Genomic DNA, 16146 nt, shown 5'->3' on the forward strand with positions numbered 1-16146 from the left:
CTGAACCCACTTACAGAGAATTTGAAGAAGCAGGCTGAGTGTTGTCGGCAACTGACTTCACGGGCAAAGCGTCTGGGCCACCCGGCACCACGACACCCATCGAGATGATGTACTTGAGCGCATCGTCGACACTCATGTCGAGCTCAACCACACTGCTTCGCGGCATCATCAAAAAGAAGCCCGACGTAGGGTTGGGCGTGGTGGGCACATACACACTGACGCAATCGCCAGGCAAGTGACGTGCCACTTGGCCACCCGGCGCACCCGTTAAAAAGGCGATGGTCCAAGAGCCCTGATGAGGGTACTGCACCAACAGCGCTTTGGAAAAAGCGTTGCCACTGCCAGAAAACAAAGTGTCGGCCACTTGTTTGACGCTGGAGTAAATGCTGTTGACCACTGGAATGCGGGTGATCACTTTGGACCATTGACGCAACCACCATTGACCAAAAATATTGGCCACGAAGACGCCCGTGCCGAAAATAACCAGTGCCACCAAGGCCACACCCAAACCTGGCACGTGCCGCAAGGAGTCGGCCAACGAATGCATGCCAGGAATGATCGCGTCCAAGGCTCCTAGAACGGCCAAGAAAATACCGTCCATGGTGCCCACCAGCCAAGTCAGCAGCCACACGGTGACACCCATGGGCAGCCAAACCAGCATGCCAGTCAGGAAGTAATGGCGGAGTTTCAAGTTCATTCAGCAGGTCTCAGTGACAGGCACAAGAAGCACCGCAAGCCGCTGGCGCAGCCGAAGCACTCGGTTCGGCAGAGGGCGTCGAACCGCCTGCATCGGAAGATGTTGAGGCAGCACCGGCTCCTGCGCCCGCCACAGCAGGCGCAGACGTGCCAGAAGAGCCGCCTTTAAAGTCGGTGGCATACCAGCCATTGCCTTTGAGCTGAAAACCAGCGGCAGTGAGCTGTTTATTGAAAGTGGGCGCGCCACAGGAAGGGCATTTTGTCAGAGGGTCGTCTGACATTTTTTGCAATACATCCTTGGCATGGCCACAGGAATCACACTTGTAAGCGTAGATGGGCATGTTGAAGGTTCTCGCGTGGAATTCACAAAACCCTCAATTATAGGCGGGTGCCTGCCAGTGCATGGTGTGCACCGTGCTTGTTTCTGAGGGCTTGCGGGCCTAGAGAGCCCACCAACATGCCAGTCAAGCTGGCCAACACACCGGCCAATTGGGCCGGAAACTCTTCGCCTGCGGGGGTCATGAGGAACAAGAGCCATGCCAAAAGTCCCAAAACGATGGCAAAAATGGCGCCTTGGGTCGTTGCCTTGGACCAATAAAGGCCAAACACCAAGGGGACAAATGCGCCCACCAAGGTCACTTGGTAGGCACCAGAGACCATGTCATAAATGGAACTGCCTTGCATCAAGATGGCATAGGTCAAGACCAAGCCACTGAACACCAAGACCGTGATGCGCATGGCCAACAAGGCCTGCTTGTCGCCTTGGTGCGGGAAGAATTGACGCCAAATGTTTTCTGTGAAAGTGACGCTGGGGGCTAGCAAGGTGGCCGAAGCACACGATTTGATGGCCGACAACAAAGCGCCAAAGAACAAAACTTGCATGACAAATGGCATTTGCTCCATCACCAAAGTGGGCAAGACCTTTTGGGGATCCTCTTTGATGAGTTGAGCCGCCTTCTCGGGCATGATGATCAACGCGCTGACCACCAAGAACATCGGCACAAAGGCAAACAAGATGTAGCAAATGCCGCCAATGATGGGGCCCTTGGTGGCCGCTCCCAGGCTGTTGGCCGACATGACCCGTTGAAACACGTCTTGCTGAGGAATCGAACCAAACATGATGGTGATGGCCGCAGCCACAAAGAACAAGATCTCTTTCAACTCAGGCTCTGGCAAGAACTTGAACATGTCTTGACTGACCGCCAATGCAATCACCTTGTCGGCGCCACCCGCTTGGTTGCCTGCAAAAATGGCCAAGGTGGCCAAACCCACCACCAAAATGATCATTTGAATGAAGTCAGTGATGGCCACTGACCACATGCCACCAAACAAGGTGTAGGCCAATACCGAGACCACCCCAATGGCCATGCCCATGGGCATGCTGACCACACCGCCGGACAACATATTGAAAACCAAACCGAGGGCGGTCACTTGGGCTGAGACCCAACCCAAATAACTGACCATGATGATGATGGAACACAAAACCTCAACCGTGCGACCATAACGCTCGCGGTAATAGTCACTGATGGTCAACAAGTTCATGCGGTACAACTTGGCGGCAAAAAATACGCCCACCAAAATCAAACAACTGCCCGCACCAAAGGGATCTTCCACCACACCATTCAAGCCACTGTTGACAAACTTGGCTGGAATTCCCAACACCGTTTCGGAACCAAACCAAGTGGCAAAGGTGGTGGTGACAATCATGGCCAAAGGCAGATGTCGACCTGCAATGGCAAAGTCAGCAGAACTTTTAACGCGCTTGGCGGCCACCAAACCAATGGCAATGGTGATCAGTAAATAGGCAATGACCAAAGTCAACAACACAACAACGCTCCTTAGATTTGTTGGAATCTTTCGAGTGCTTGAAGCACGATGAGGGTGGACACAAAACCAATCACCACATACACAATGGCTTGCAACAGTCGGTTGGTGCGTTGCTGCTCAGCCAAGAGGGCTGCCAGTTGATTTCGCTCATGCGCACTGGCGGTGGTTTGTTTCAAATAGTCATGCATCAACCGAGGCAGTTGAGGCAAGATTTTGGCGTATTGAGGGGCTTGCTCGCGCAATTGCTGAATGAAACGCTTAGGGCCCACTTGGTCAATCATCCACTGCTCTAGGAAGGGCTTGGCCGTGTTCCACAAATCGAGCTCTGGGTCTAATTGACGTCCCAAACCTTCAATGTTGAGCAAGGTTTTTTGGAGCAGCACCAACTGCGGTTGAATTTCAACATTGAAGCGCCGCGACGTTTGGAACAAACGCATGAGCACCATGCCCAATGAAATTTCCTTGAGGGGTCTGTCGAAGTAAGGCTCGCACACAGAGCGAATGGCAGACTCCAACTCATCAACGCGCGTGGTGCTGGGCACCCAGCCAGACTCGATGTGCAATTCGGCCACACGTTTGTAATCGCGCCGGAAAAAAGCGCTGAAGTTTTGCGCCAAATATTCTTTGTCAAATTCGGTGAGCGTGCCCACAATGCCAAAGTCTAAGGAGATGTAGCGCCCCAAGCTTTCAGGTTCCACGCTGACCTGGATATTGCCTGGATGCATGTCGGCGTGAAAAAATCCATCGCGAAAAACCTGCGTGAAAAAGATCGTCACGCCATCTTTGGCCAGTTGCGGAATGTCGACACCGGCACTGCGCAATGCGTCGACTTGACTGATGGGCAAGCCCTTCATGCGCTCCATGACGATCACTTCAGGATGGCAATAGTCCCAATACATTTCGGGGATCAACACCAAATTCAAGCTTTGCATGTTGCGGCGCAACTGCGCAGCATTGGCAGCTTCGCGCACCAAGTCCAATTCGTCGTGCAAATGTTTGTCAAACTCGGCCACCACTTCGCGCGGCTTTAAACGTTTACCGTCTGCACTGACTTTCTCGAGCCAACCTGCCATCATGCGCATCAAGCTCAGGTCTTTTTCAATGGCGGGCAACATGTTGGGGCGCAAGACCTTGACCGCCACTTCTTGAACCATCCCTGTCTTGTCTTTCAACAACGCAAAATGCACTTGCGCAATCGAGGCGCTGGCCACAGGCACTCGGTCAAAGGACTCGAAGATCTCAGACACCGAGCGGCCAAAGGCCCGCTCAATGGTGGCCACAGCAATGTCAGAGCTGAAAGGGGGCACTCGGTCTTGCAACTTGGCTAACTCTTCAGCAATGTCTTCTGGCAGCAAGTCACGCCGCGTCGACATCACTTGTCCAAATTTGACAAAAATAGGGCCCAAGCCTTCCAAAGCCAAACGCAAACGCTCACCGCGAGGCTTGGTATACGAACGACCCAAACTCAAGAGATGCGCCAACACGCGCAACAAAGGCTGCTTGAAATTGGACAAGACCATTTCGTGCAGGCCATAGCGCCAAACCGTCCAAACAATGAAGCTGCCGCGAAGGAAGCGGTTCATGATGCGGCCTTGCGTGCAAATTGTTGGATGGCTTGCACGGCTTGCTTGCCCATGCCAACCAGCGTGTGAGCGGCCGCATCGCCCAACCAATAGGAGAGGTCTTCGGTCACGTCCCATCGCACATGATCGATCAGCCAATTGACTTCGGCGGCCAACTGCACATCGCCTTCAACATGCACGCCAGGCTTTTCACCTTTGAGAACAGCAGCGGCCATGTCGAAGGGGGATGCATCGGTCAATGTGAGCTTCAAATCTGTACGCTGACCATTCACGCGTTCAAACATGCCAGCCGGTGTAGGCGTCAGTTGAATCAGTTTGTCTTGCCATTGCAACTGAATGCAGCGGCCCTTTTGACGGGCCAATCGATTTTGCGCTTCCGGTTCACGGCTGATGACGTGATTTAAAAACAAAACCACCCGATTGAGGGTCTCATCGACCACCCAAGCGGGCGGCCGAGTTTGGGTTGCAAATTGGGTGATCGCGTCGCTCACCAAAGAAAAAGGGGACTGTGTTGCCATAGTCCCCAATTATTCCCGAAAGGCCGGCTTCTGCCAGCATTTCGGACTAGATAGTCCTGAATTTATTGCAGGGCTTGAACACCTGCCACCAGCCAACCGCTGTCGCCGTTTTTGGGCTTGGTCATGTTCCAAACTTCACGGAAGGGGCTGGGTGCAGCATCGGCTTCTTCGCGGATGACACCATTGAACTCCACGCTGGCCATGTACGCATCTGGCAACTCTTCAATGCCCAGCAACAAGGCGTCCAACTTGACCACTTCGGTTTTGTTGGGTTGGCCTGGGAAGTTGGCTTCACGCTCGGCCAATTGGCTCTTGATTTCTGACAGCATGCCGTCGGTCATCATGGCGCGCAAAGAGCCCATGTCTGCACGGTCCCATGCGTCTTGCAAGGTGATGAAGTTGCGCTTGGCCGCTTCCACAAAGTTCTCGCTGTCGAAACCGGCAGGTACACCCCATGTTTGCGAACCTTGCAGGGCGTTGGGCACAGAACCACCAATGGCAGAACCAATCATGGAGCCACCTGTTTGGGGGTTGGCTTCGGGGGTGCTGTCAAAGGCTGTTTGTTGTCCTTCCCAAGGACGGGCAGACGCATCATTGCCCACTTTTTCAGGGTTGTACTGGCGCAAGGTGACGGGCGTATCAGGCGTATTGCCGGCACCTTGATAAGCCAGGCCATCTTGAGAAGTATTTTTGCTGCGTGAACGCAAGAAATAACCGATGACCGCCACAGCCACCATGGCCAACAATGCAAACATCAGCATGTTGCCAAACGCTTCACCCATGCCCAAACTGTGTGCCAACCAGGCCAGACCCAAGCCAGCGGCCAAGCCACCCAACATGGCGCCCCAAGGACGTTTTGCAGGTGCAGGTGCTGGCGCTGCTGTAGGCGTTGCGGGTTTGGCAGGGGCCGCCGCTTGCGTAGGTGCCGCTGCAGGCGCAGCTGGCTTCACGGCCTCACGCTGCGTAACGTTGCCAGATTGTTGACCCACAGATTTGCCACCGCCCAATCGGCGTGCTGCTTCGGCGTTCAAAGCGCCCAAGGTCAATACCAGTGTCAATGCGATGCTTAGAAATTTATTCACTTTGTCTCCGACAAATTCAGAAAAAAACCGTCAGCATTTAATGCCGACATGCAAGGCTACCACCCCTGCACTCAAATTGTGAAAATCGACGTGTCCAAATCCGGCATTTTTCATAAGGGCTTTCAGCTCTTCTTGACTGGGATGCATGCGAATGGATTCAGCCAAATAGCGGTAACTGGCATCGTCACCAGCCACCCACTTGCCCAGCTTGGGCAGCACGTTGAAAGAGTACCAGTCGTAGGCTTTCTCAAGGGGTTTGGCCACTTTGGAAAACTCCAACACCAGCAACTTGCCGCCCGGTTTTAAGACGCGGCACATTTCTTGGAGCGCTGCATCTTTGTGGGTCATATTGCGCAATCCAAAGGCCACGCTGACCACGTTGAAATGGTCATTGGGAAATGGCAGTTTTTCAGCGTCACACACCAAGGTGGGCAACACCACACCCTCATTGACCAGCCTGTCGCGGCCTGTCCGCAACATGGCTTCATTGATGTCGGTGTGAACCACTCGGCCTGTGGCACCCACTTTTTTGGAAAAGGCCAGCGACAAATCGCCCGTGCCACCGGCAATGTCCAGCACTTGATCGCCCTCTTGCAAGTTGGCCACCTGCACGGTATAGGCCTTCCAGACGCGGTGCAATCCGGCCGACATCAAGTCGTTCATGACATCGTATTTGGAAGCCACAGAGTCAAACACGCCGCGCACGTGTTTGGCTTTTTCCTTTTCGTCAACCGTTTTGAAACCGAAATGGGTCGAGCTCATGATGTCGTTCTCTTCAATGTGAATGACCGCAAGCGCCAGCAGCGGCTACGGGCATGGGATCGTCTCGCTGCGCACCTGCAGCCAGCAAGCGTTCGTTGTACTGGGTCCAAAGCTGGTCTTGTTCGGACCCTAAGAAGTACAAGTAATCCCAGGAAAAAATGCCACTGTTGTGACCGTCAGAAAAGGTCGGTTGCACGGCGTAATTGCCAACTTGCGCCAGCTCTACAACGTCCACGTCGCGCTTGCCTGTTTGCAAGACCTCTTGGCCAGGACCATGGCCTTGCACTTCGGCCGAGGGTGAATAAACACGCATCAACTCGAAAGGAATTCGGAAAGTTTTGCCATCCGAAAAACTGATTTCCAAGGCTTTGCTTTGACCATGAAGGGTCAAGGCCTCTGGCGTTGGAGCGCCTGCTGTCAATCCGGCCATGCGATGCTTTCTTTAAACCAAAACGCGTTCAATGCCACCCGCATTGGCGGCAGCCACATACTCGGGCATCCACTGGTCGCCCAAAATGTGCTTGGCCATTTCAACCACGATGTAGTCGGCTTCTAGCAAGCCATTTTGCAAATCGTCACCGTAACGCGACAAGCCCTGCAAGCAGCTTGGGCAGCTGGTCAACACCTTGATGTTGTCTTTGGCGCCCACCATGCCAGCGTCACGCATTTGCGTTTCACTCTTGCGAATTTCTTCTTCCTTGCGGAAGCGAACTTGCGTAGCGATGTCGGGACGCGTCACACCCAAGGTGCCTGACTCTCCGCAGCAACGATCTGACTTGAGGACTTGCGGGCCCAACAAAGATTTGACGGTCTTCATGGGGTCTTGCAACTTCATCGGACTGTGGCAAGGGTCGTGGTACAGGTAGGCGCCGTTGTTGTTCAGCGTCATGCCCTTTTCAAGCAGGTACTCGTGAATGTCCACGATGCGGCAGCCAGGGAAGATCTTGTCAAACTCGTAGCCTTGCAATTGGTCGTAGCAGGTACCGCAGCTGACCACCACCGTTTTGATGTCGAGGTAGTTCAGGGTGTTGGCCACGCGGTGGAACAACACGCGGTTGTCGGTGATGATTTTCTCGGCCTTGTCAAACTGACCACTGCCCTTTTGCGGGTAGCCGCAGCACAAGTAACCTGGTGGCAAAACAGTTTGCACGCCGGTGTGCCAGAGCATGGCCTGCGTGGCCAAGCCGACCTGGCTGAACAAGCGTTCCGAGCCGCAACCGGGGAAGTAAAACACCGCCTCTGTTTCGGGGGTGGTGGCCTTTGGGTTGCGAATGATCGGCACGTAATCTTGATCTTCAATGTCGAGCAAAGCGCGCGCCGTTTTCTTGGGCAAACCACCGGGCATCTTCTTGTTGATGAAGTGAATCACTTGCTCTTTGATAGGCGCTGCACCAATGCTGGCCGGTGGTGCCTTGGTTTGCTTGCGCGCAAAAGTTTTAAGCAAGTCGTGCGCAAAGCGCTGAACCTTCATGCCCACACCCACCATGCCGGCACGCGCCAGCTTGATGGTTTCGGGGTTGGTGGCGTTGAGCATGAACATGGCCGCGGCATTGCCGGGACGGAATGTTTTTTGCCCCATTTTGCGCAACAAGTTGCGCATGTTCATGGACACATCACCAAAGTCAATTTTGACCGGGCAAGGTGTTAGGCATTTGTGGCACACCGTGCAGTGGTCGGCCACATCTTCAAACTCTTGCCAATGCTTGATCGACACACCGCGGCGGGTTTGCTCTTCGTACAAGAAAGCTTCAACCAACAGGGATGTGGCCAAGATTTTGTTGCGGGGGCTGTACAGCAAGTTGGCGCGTGGCACGTGCGTGGCACAAACCGGTTTGCACTTGCCGCAGCGCAAGCAGTCTTTGACGCTGTCGGCAATGGCGCCGATGTCGGACTGTTGCATGATGAGCGATTCGTGGCCCATCAAACCAAAACTGGGCGTGTAGGCATTGGTCAAGTCGGCTTGGATTTCCATGCCTTCAGGACCCGCCACATGGCGCATCAATTTGCCTTTGTTGAAACGACCTTCGGGATCAATGCGCTGCTTGTAATCGGCAAAGGGCTTGAGTTCAGCGTCGCTCAAAAACTCCAGCTTGGTGATGCCAATGCCGTGCTCACCCGAAATCACACCGTCCAAGCTGCGCGCCAAAACCATGATGCGCGACACCGCTTCGTGCGCGGTTTGCAACATGTCGTAGTCGTCCGAGTTGACTGGAATGTTGGTGTGCACGTTGCCGTCACCGGCGTGCATGTGCAAAGCAACCCACACACGGCCTTTCAGCACGCGTTTGTGGATGGCCACACACTCGTCAAAAATAGGTTGGAACGCAGCGCCCGAGAAAATGGTTTGGAAAGGCGCTTTGATTTGCGTTTTCCAGCTGGCGCGCAAAGTGTGGTCTTGCAATTGGGGGAACAAGGTTTCGACGCCTTGCAACCAGCCTTGCCACAAATCACGCACATCCCGCACCACAGCCAAAGCTTGCGCCACACGGTCTTCAAGCAGCTCGGCGGATGCAATTTCGCTGGTGTCATCGTCTTTGCCCAAAGGCAAGTTGCCTTTGCTTAAAAACAGCTCTAACTCGTTGCACAACTTGATCTTGTTGCGCATTGACAATTCAATGTTGATGCGCTCAATGCCATCGGTGTACTCTGCCATGCGGGGCAAAGGAATCACCACGTCTTCGTTGACTTTGAAAGCATTGGTGTGGCGGCTGATGGCCGCCGTTTTCTTGCGATCTTGCCAAAACTTTTTGCGCGCTTCGGGGCTGATGGCGATGAAGCCTTCACCACTGCGCGAGTTGGCAATGCGCACCACCTCAGAAGTGACCTTGGCCACATCGTCGGCGTTATCGCCTGCAATGTCGGCCAGCAACACCATCTTGGGAAAGCCGCCACGTTTGGACTTGGTGGTGTAACCCACCGCGCGCAAATAGCGATCGTCCAAATGCTCTAAGCCTGCCAACAAAACGCCCGAGCGCTTTTGTTCGGCAAACATGAAATCTTTGATTTCCACGATGCTGGGCACGGCATCTTTGGCATTGCCAAAAAATTCCATGCACACCGTGCGTGTGTGATCGGGCATGCGGTGCAAAACCCAGCGCGCGCTGGTGATAAGGCCGTCACAGCCTTCTTTTTGCACACCCGGCAGACCCGCCAAAAACTTGTCGGTAACGTCTTTGCCCAAGCCTTCTTTGCGGAACACGGTGCCAGGAATGTCCAAGCGTTCTTCACGGACCAGCGTGGTGCCATTGGCCTCAAAGTATTTCAATTCAAAGCTGGCCACTTCCACATCATGGATCTTGCCCAGGTTGTGTCCCAAACGTGTGACTTCGAGCCACTGCGCATCGGGCGTGACCATGCGCCAGCTGGCCAAGTTGTCGAGCGCCGTGCCCCACAACACAGCCTTCTTGCCGCCTGCGTTCATGGCAATGTTGCCGCCAATGCAGCTGGCTTCAGCCGACGTGGGGTCCACCGCAAACACCCATCCGGCGCGCTCTGCGGCATCGGTGACACGCTGGGTGACCACACCCACTTCGGTCCACAAGGTGGGCACTTCTTTATCGAGGCCAGGCAACTTCACCATCTCGATGCCCGACATGGCTTCGAGTTTTTCGGTGTTGATGACGGCACTGTTCCATGTCAGTGGCACAGCCCCCCCGGTGTAACCGGTACCGCCTCCACGTGGAATGATGGTCAAGCCCAAGGTGAAACAGCCTTTGACCAAATTGGCCATTTCGGCTTCGGTATCGGGCGTTAACACCACAAACGGGTATTCAACGCGCCAGTCGGTGGCGTCGGTGACATGGCTCACGCGCGACAAGGCATCGAACTTGATGTTGTCTTTGGCCGTGAGCTTGCCCAAGGCCTTTTGCGATTTGCGGCGCAAGGTCGCCATGGCGGTAAAGGTTTGGTCAAAGCTGGCAACAGCCTGTTTGGCCAGTACCAATAACTCACCCACCAAGCCATCGCGCAAAGCATCTGCGTCAGGCGTGCGTCGCTTTTGCACCTCACCCAAGCGATGTTGCAAGGCCTCCACCAACAATTTGCGGCGGTCGGGGTTGTCCAGCAAGTCGTCTTGCAGGTAGGGATTTCGCTGAACGACCCAAATATCACCCAACACTTCGTACAGCATTCGCGCGGACCGACCCGTGCGGCGCTCATCACGAAGCTGGTTCAAAAGGTCCCAGGCGCGAGAGCCCAGCAAACGAATCACAATTTCTCGGTCAGAGAAGCTTGTGTAGTTGTAGGGAATTTCGCGCAAACGAGGCGATGAATCGTCCGCTTGGAGCAGGTGTTGGAGGGTGGTAGGTGCGTTCATGAGATTTAAGCCCGATTTTACGTCAGGGGGTCAATCACGCACCGCAGGTGGGGACAGACCGGCAATTTGAGCTGCGTCATGGAAACCCCGGGTTGTCACCAAACGGTCATGGCACTGTAATAGCATCTGGAAGTCAGTCCTCGCATCAGGCGATGACACAACAATAGGAGTACTTATGAATTACAAAAAATCCCTGGCCGCGCTGGCCATTGCAGCCTTCAGCGTTGGCGCACAAGCCCAAACCGAGATTCAATGGTGGCACTCTATGGGCGGTGCTTTGGGCGAGTGGGTCAATGACCTTGCCAAAGATTTCAATGCCAGCCAAAAAGATTACAAAATTGTGCCCACCTTCAAAGGTGGTTACGACGAATCCATGACGGCTGCCATTGCAGCTTATCGCTCTGGCAATGCGCCCCACATCCTTCAAGTGTTTGAAGTGGGCACCGCCACCATGATGGCCAGCAAGGGCGCCATCGTGCCAGTCGGCAAAGTGATGCAGGACGCGGGCCTCAAATTTGACCAAGACGCCTACGTGCCTGCCGTCTCTGGCTACTACACAGCCCCCAACGGCCAAATGCTGAGCTTCCCCTTCAACAGCTCCACGCCCGTCTTCCACTACAACAAAGATGCGTTCAAAGCTGCGGGCATGGACCCTGAGAAGCCCCCCACAACTTGGCCTGAAGTGGCTTTGGCTGCCGCCAAATTGAAAGCCAGCGGCCACAAGTGCCCCTTCACCACCAGCTGGATCAGCTGGACGCAGTTAGAGAGCTTCTCTGCTTGGCACAACACGGAATTCGCGACCAAAGGCAATGGCATGCGCGGCATCGATGCTCGCCTGAGCTTCAACACACCCTTGCATGTGCGTCACATTGAAAACTTGGCCAACATGGCCAAGAGCGGTTTGTTTGTTTACAAAGGTCGCGGCAATGCAGCAGATGCCACTTTCGTTTCAGGGGAATGTGCCATGGCCACAGGCTCTTCCGCCCTTTACGGCAACGTGGTTCGCAATGGTAAGTTTGCCTACGGCATTGGCACGCTTCCCTACTACCCCGATGTGGCCGGCGCACCTCAAAACACCGTCATCGGTGGTGCCAGCTTGTGGGTGATGAGCGGCAAGAAAGCCAACGAATACAAAGGCGTGGGTCAGTTCTTTGCCTTCTTGTCCAAACCTGATGTAGCGGCTGCCAGCCACCAACGCACAGGCTACTTGCCAGTCACGAAGGCCTCTTTTGAGTTGACTGAAAAATCAGGCTTCTACAAAAAGAATCCTGGCACAGACGTGTCTGTGACGCAGATGATTCGCAAAACAACCGACAAATCTCGTGGCGTGCGTTTGGGCAACTTCGTTCAGATTCGAACCATCATCGATGAGGAACTCGAAGGCGTTTGGAGTGGCAAGAAGCAACCGAAAGAAGCTTTGGACCTCGCCATCAAACGCGGCAATGAACAACTTGAGCGTTTCGAAAAAGCCAACAAGTAAACTCCAAGCAGTTCCCACTGGCGACATGCTTCTGAAAAGAAACATGTTCGCCCCATCAAAAGCAGAGGAGCCATCCTCTGCTTTTGTCCTTTACATTGACTGAAGTTTCACAAAGAGTTTCATGGAAAAGCGCGTACGCTTCAAATCAGCTTGGTTGCCTTGGCTGCTCATTGCACCGCAAATGGCGGTGGTTTTGGTCTTTTTCTTTTGGCCAGCAGGACAAGCGCTTTTCCAAAGTGTGCTGACGGAAGACGCATTTGGCGGGTCGGTTCAGTTTGTCGGAATGGAAAACTTTGACCGGCTTTTCAGCGACAGCAGTTATTTGACTTCGTTCAAAACGACCGCTTTCTTTTCCATCTTGGTTGCAAGCACGGGGTTGACTGTGTCATTGTTGCTGGCCGTGATGGCCAATCGAGTGGTTCGTGGTGCAGGGCTCTACAAAACCCTGCTGATTTGGCCCTACGCCGTTGCGCCTGTGGTGGCAGGCGTGTTGTGGATTTTCATGTTTGCGTCGCCCATGGGCGTGGTCGCTTATTTTCTGCGAAGTATCGGCTTTGAATGGAACCATTTGCTCAACGGCAACCATGCCATGGCACTGATCGTCATGGCCTCGGTGTGGAAACAAATTTCATATAACTTTTTGTTTTTCTTGGCAGGGCTTCAATCCATTCCTAAGTCATTGATTGAGGCGGCTGCCATCGACGGTGCATCGCCTTGGCATCGGTTCTGGACCATCGTGTTTCCGCTGTTGTCACCCACCACATTCTTCTTGTTGGTGATCAATGTGGTGTACGCGTTCTTTGACACCTTCGCCATCATTGATGCCACCACGCACGGCGGCCCCGGCAAGGAAACCGCCATTTTGGTTTACAAGGTTTACTACGACGGCTTCAAAGCGCTCGACATGGGCGGCTCGGCTGCACAGTCGGTCATCTTGATGGTGATTGTGGTGGCCCTCACGGTGGTGCAATTCCGCTTTGTCGAAAAGAAAGTGCAGTACTGACATGATCGAACGACGTCCTGCCCTCGACATCCTGTCGCACGTCATCTTGTTACTTGGCGTGTCGATGGTGGCTTTTCCGCTGTACCTCACCTTTGTGGCCTCCACCCAAACAGCCGAGCAGATTTCCAGAAGCATTCCCATGTCGATGATGCCTGGCACCAACTTTTGGGAGTCATATCGACTTGCTTTGTTGGGTGGAGAAACCTCCTTGGGCGGCAAGGTGCCAGCGGTCTGGCCCATGATGCAAACCAGTTTGATCAGCGCCTTGGTGATTTCGATTGGCAAAATTGCCATTTCTTTGCTGTCTGCATTTGCGCTGGTTTACTTTCGCTTTCCCATGCGCAATTTTTTCTTCTGGATGATCTTCATCACTTTGATGCTGCCTGTTGAGGTGCGCATCAGTCCCACCTACGAAGTGGTGTCTAACCTTGGAATGCTGAACACTTATGCAGGTCTGACCGTGCCTCTGATTGCGTCAGCCACCGCCACATTTTTGCTGCGTCAGTTTTTCTTAACAGTTCCCGATGAATTGGTAGAAGCCGCACGCATGGATGGCGCAGGCCCCATGCGCTTCTTCAAAGACATCTTGCTACCTCTGTCAGCCACCAACATCGCTGCTTTGTTCGTCATTCAATTCATTTACGGTTGGAACCAATACCTGTGGCCCCTATTGGTCACCACCAACGAAGACATGTACCCCATCGTGATGGGGATCAAACGCATGCTGGCCGGTGAGGCCTATACCGAATGGAACATCGTCATGGCCACCGCTATTTTGGCCATGCTCCCGCCCGCCCTCGTGGTGATCTTGATGCAAAAATGGTTCGTCAAGGGCCTGGTTGATACTGAAAAATAATGGCTTCCATCACTCTTCAAAACATCGTCAAAGAATACGGCTCTGGCGCCAAAGCGGTGCCCGTCATTCACAACCTCAACGCCCAAATTCACGACGGCGAGTTCGTGGTCATTGTGGGTCCTTCTGGCTGCGGTAAATCCACCTTGCTGCGCATGGTGGCCGGCCTTGAAGAAATTACGGGTGGCACGATCGCCATTGGTGATCGCGTGGTCAACGACCTCGAACCTGCTGAACGCGACATTGCCATGGTCTTTCAAAACTACGCGCTGTATCCACACATGAGCGTGTTCGACAACATGGCCTATGGTTTGAAGATTGCCAAGGTGCCTTTGGAAGACATCAAACAACGTGTCGATAAAGCGGCGGGTATTTTGGAGTTGGGCCACTTGCTGCAACGCAAACCCCGTGAACTGTCTGGCGGCCAACGCCAGCGTGTGGCCATGGGCCGCGCCATCGTGCGCCAGCCGCAAGTGTTTTTATTTGACGAGCCTTTGTCCAACCTTGACGCCAAACTGCGTGCTCAAACGCGGCTGGAAATTCAAAAGCTGCACCGCGAGTTGGGCATCACGTCTTTGTTTGTGACGCATGATCAAGTGGAAGCCATGACCCTGGCACAGCGCATGATTGTGATGAACGGCGGCGTGATGGAACAGTTTGGTACACCCGAAGAGGTTTACAACCGACCTGCCAGTACCTTTGTGGCCAGCTTCATCGGCTCACCGCCAATGAACTTGCTCAAGCAAGCTCCCGGACTTGCGGCTGGACAAATTTTAGGCATTCGACCTGAGCATCTAGAGCTCAGTAGCGCGGGCTGGGAATTGAAAGTGGACACGGTGGAATTGCTGGGCGCCGAACGCTTGGTGCATGCGCACCTAGGCACCGAAACACTCACGCTGCGCTTAGACGCCAGCTTAGCTGCACCCGCTGCAGGCCAAATCTTTTATGCAAGGCCCAAAGAAGGCTGTTTGCACCACTTCAACGCCGAAACAGGAAAACGTTTGTGACCCCACACAGCGCTCGCCCTTGGCCTTATCCGCGCTGGGTTGCCCACCGCGGGGCAGGCACACTCGCCCCTGAGAACACCTTGGCAGCCTTTCGCAAAGGCGCTGAACATGGCTACCGCATGTTCGAATGCGATGCCAAACTGAGCGCAGACGATGTGGTGTTTTTAATGCACGACGCCACGCTGCATCGCACCACCAATGGCCATGGCATTGGCGGCGAACTGAACTGGCAACAACTCTCGCAGTTGGACGCAGGCAGTTGGCACTCCAGAAATTTCAGTGGCGAGCCACTGCCTACATTGGCCAATGTCGCGCAGTTTTGCATTCGCAATCGCTACTTCTTGAACATCGAAATCAAACCCACGCCGGGCATTGAATACAAAACAGGTGAAGTGGTGGCTCGTGAGGCAGCCCAGATTTGGCAGCACGAAGCCGTACCGCCCTTGCTCACGTCTTTTCAAGTGGAATCGCTGAAGGGCGCTTTTAAAACTGCACCTCATTTACCGCGTGGCTTGTTGCTCAATAGCCTTTCTGAGGGCTGGCTAGACACAGCCAAAGCTTTAGAGTGTTGCGCCGTGGTGTGCTTGTACGCCTTGTGGACACCTGAAACAGTCAAAGCCGTTCATGACGCAGGCATGAAGTGCCTGAGTTACACCGTGAACGACGAATGGGTGGCCGAACATCTGCTGCAACTGGGGACTGACGGCATCATCACAGACCGGGTTGATGTCTTCAGCCCTGCCGCTTAAAGCGCATTTGCATCAGCCACTCCAGCGTGGCGCAAACCAACACCAGGGCCCCATAAGTGGCCATTTTGCCGTCGTTGCCCGTGATCACCAGGCCCGCCACCAACACGCACGTGCCGGCCAGTACATTGAGCAAGCAACGCCAAATCCAGCGAATTTGGGCTTGGCGCCTGAATTGAAATGAGCCCCAGGCTGTGATGCCCAGCGACAACACCCACGCGGGAAGCGCAAAATTCATCACATGCCAGAAGACATCGTCCCAATTCATTGAAAT

The 16146-nt window shown here is 54.1% G+C and carries 15 protein-coding genes; 5 read left to right on the plus strand and 10 right to left on the minus strand.

The window, feature by feature from the left end; all coding sequences use genetic code 11:
• Nucleotides 1-10 precede the first annotated feature (10 nt).
• The 9 genes from B9Z46_RS09215 to B9Z46_RS09255 all read right to left on the minus strand — a co-directional run bounded on the left by B9Z46_RS09215 (nucleotide 11) and on the right by B9Z46_RS09255 (nucleotide 10783).
• The gene (locus B9Z46_RS09215) at nucleotides 11-697 is read right to left on the minus strand and encodes a DUF502 domain-containing protein (RefSeq protein WP_197274906.1); all 687 of its coding nucleotides are present in this window, start codon (nucleotides 695-697) and stop codon (nucleotides 11-13) included.
• Nucleotides 698-707: 10 nt separating this feature from the next.
• The gene (locus B9Z46_RS09220) at nucleotides 708-1037 is read right to left on the minus strand and encodes an FmdB family zinc ribbon protein (RefSeq protein ID WP_055359864.1); all 330 of its coding nucleotides are present in this window, start codon (nucleotides 1035-1037) and stop codon (nucleotides 708-710) included.
• 37 nt (nucleotides 1038-1074) lie between these two features.
• Nucleotides 1075-2523, minus strand: coding sequence for a sodium:solute symporter family protein (locus tag B9Z46_RS09225; protein ID WP_108255934.1), 1449 nt, complete (start codon nucleotides 2521-2523; stop codon nucleotides 1075-1077).
• Between the two features lie 11 nt (nucleotides 2524-2534).
• Nucleotides 2535-4106 (minus strand): ubiquinone biosynthesis regulatory protein kinase UbiB, encoded by a 1572-nt coding sequence (gene ubiB, locus B9Z46_RS09230; protein ID WP_108255936.1) that lies wholly within the window; start codon nucleotides 4104-4106, stop codon nucleotides 2535-2537.
• Nucleotides 4103-4624 (minus strand): hypothetical protein, encoded by a 522-nt coding sequence (locus tag B9Z46_RS09235; RefSeq protein WP_108255938.1) that lies wholly within the window; start codon nucleotides 4622-4624, stop codon nucleotides 4103-4105. The genes ubiB and B9Z46_RS09235 overlap by 4 nt, the downstream gene beginning before the upstream one ends.
• A 62-nt stretch (nucleotides 4625-4686) precedes the next feature.
• Nucleotides 4687-5706, minus strand: a complete 1020-nt coding sequence (locus tag B9Z46_RS09240) for a Tim44 domain-containing protein (RefSeq protein WP_108255940.1) — start codon at nucleotides 5704-5706, stop codon at nucleotides 4687-4689.
• 30 nt (nucleotides 5707-5736) lie between these two features.
• Nucleotides 5737-6468 carry a bifunctional demethylmenaquinone methyltransferase/2-methoxy-6-polyprenyl-1,4-benzoquinol methylase UbiE gene (gene ubiE / locus B9Z46_RS09245; RefSeq protein WP_108255942.1) on the minus strand — a complete coding sequence of 244 codons (732 nt, stop codon included), beginning with the start codon at nucleotides 6466-6468 and terminating at the stop codon, nucleotides 5737-5739.
• A 13-nt stretch (nucleotides 6469-6481) separates the two neighbouring features.
• Entirely contained in the window at nucleotides 6482-6898 is a 417-nt protein-coding gene (locus tag B9Z46_RS09250) for a gamma-butyrobetaine hydroxylase-like domain-containing protein (RefSeq protein ID WP_108255944.1), read from the minus strand.
• Nucleotides 6899-6910: 12 nt separating this feature from the next.
• A complete protein-coding gene (locus B9Z46_RS09255) occupies nucleotides 6911-10783 on the minus strand; it encodes a DUF3683 domain-containing protein (protein WP_108255946.1) in 3873 nt (1290 codons plus the stop codon).
• Between the two features lie 175 nt (nucleotides 10784-10958).
• On the opposite strand from B9Z46_RS09255, the gene ugpB reads away from it, so the two are divergent.
• The 5 genes from ugpB (at nucleotide 10959) to ugpQ (ending at nucleotide 15875) form a co-directional block, all read left to right on the plus strand.
• Nucleotides 10959-12263, plus strand: coding sequence for a sn-glycerol-3-phosphate ABC transporter substrate-binding protein UgpB (ugpB, locus tag B9Z46_RS09260; protein ID WP_055359856.1), 1305 nt, complete (start codon nucleotides 10959-10961; stop codon nucleotides 12261-12263).
• 121 nt (nucleotides 12264-12384) lie between these two features.
• Nucleotides 12385-13266, plus strand: coding sequence for a sn-glycerol-3-phosphate ABC transporter permease UgpA (gene ugpA, locus B9Z46_RS09265; RefSeq protein ID WP_108255948.1), 882 nt, complete (start codon nucleotides 12385-12387; stop codon nucleotides 13264-13266).
• A gap of 1 nt (nucleotide 13267) precedes the next feature.
• Nucleotides 13268-14122 (plus strand): sn-glycerol-3-phosphate ABC transporter permease UgpE, encoded by an 855-nt coding sequence (ugpE, locus tag B9Z46_RS09270; RefSeq protein ID WP_108255950.1) that lies wholly within the window; start codon nucleotides 13268-13270, stop codon nucleotides 14120-14122.
• Nucleotides 14122-15126, plus strand: a complete 1005-nt coding sequence (gene ugpC / locus B9Z46_RS09275; protein WP_108255952.1) for a sn-glycerol-3-phosphate ABC transporter ATP-binding protein UgpC — start codon at nucleotides 14122-14124, stop codon at nucleotides 15124-15126. The genes ugpE and ugpC overlap by 1 nt, the downstream gene beginning before the upstream one ends.
• Nucleotides 15123-15875 carry a glycerophosphodiester phosphodiesterase gene (gene ugpQ, locus B9Z46_RS09280; RefSeq protein WP_055359852.1) on the plus strand — a complete coding sequence of 251 codons (753 nt, stop codon included), beginning with the start codon at nucleotides 15123-15125 and terminating at the stop codon, nucleotides 15873-15875. Before ugpC ends, ugpQ begins: the two co-directional genes overlap by 4 nt.
• Here ugpQ and B9Z46_RS09285 read toward each other — a convergent pair.
• The gene (locus tag B9Z46_RS09285; RefSeq protein WP_055359851.1) at nucleotides 15859-16140 is read right to left on the minus strand and encodes a hypothetical protein; all 282 of its coding nucleotides are present in this window, start codon (nucleotides 16138-16140) and stop codon (nucleotides 15859-15861) included. The two genes, ugpQ and B9Z46_RS09285, sit on opposite strands and share 17 nt — an antisense overlap.
• Nucleotides 16141-16146: the final 6 nt, after the last annotated feature.

Origin of the sequence: Limnohabitans sp. Hippo4 (genome assembly GCF_003063605.1) — a bacterium.
Taxonomy (GTDB): Bacteria; Pseudomonadota; Gammaproteobacteria; order Burkholderiales; family Burkholderiaceae_C; genus Limnohabitans_A.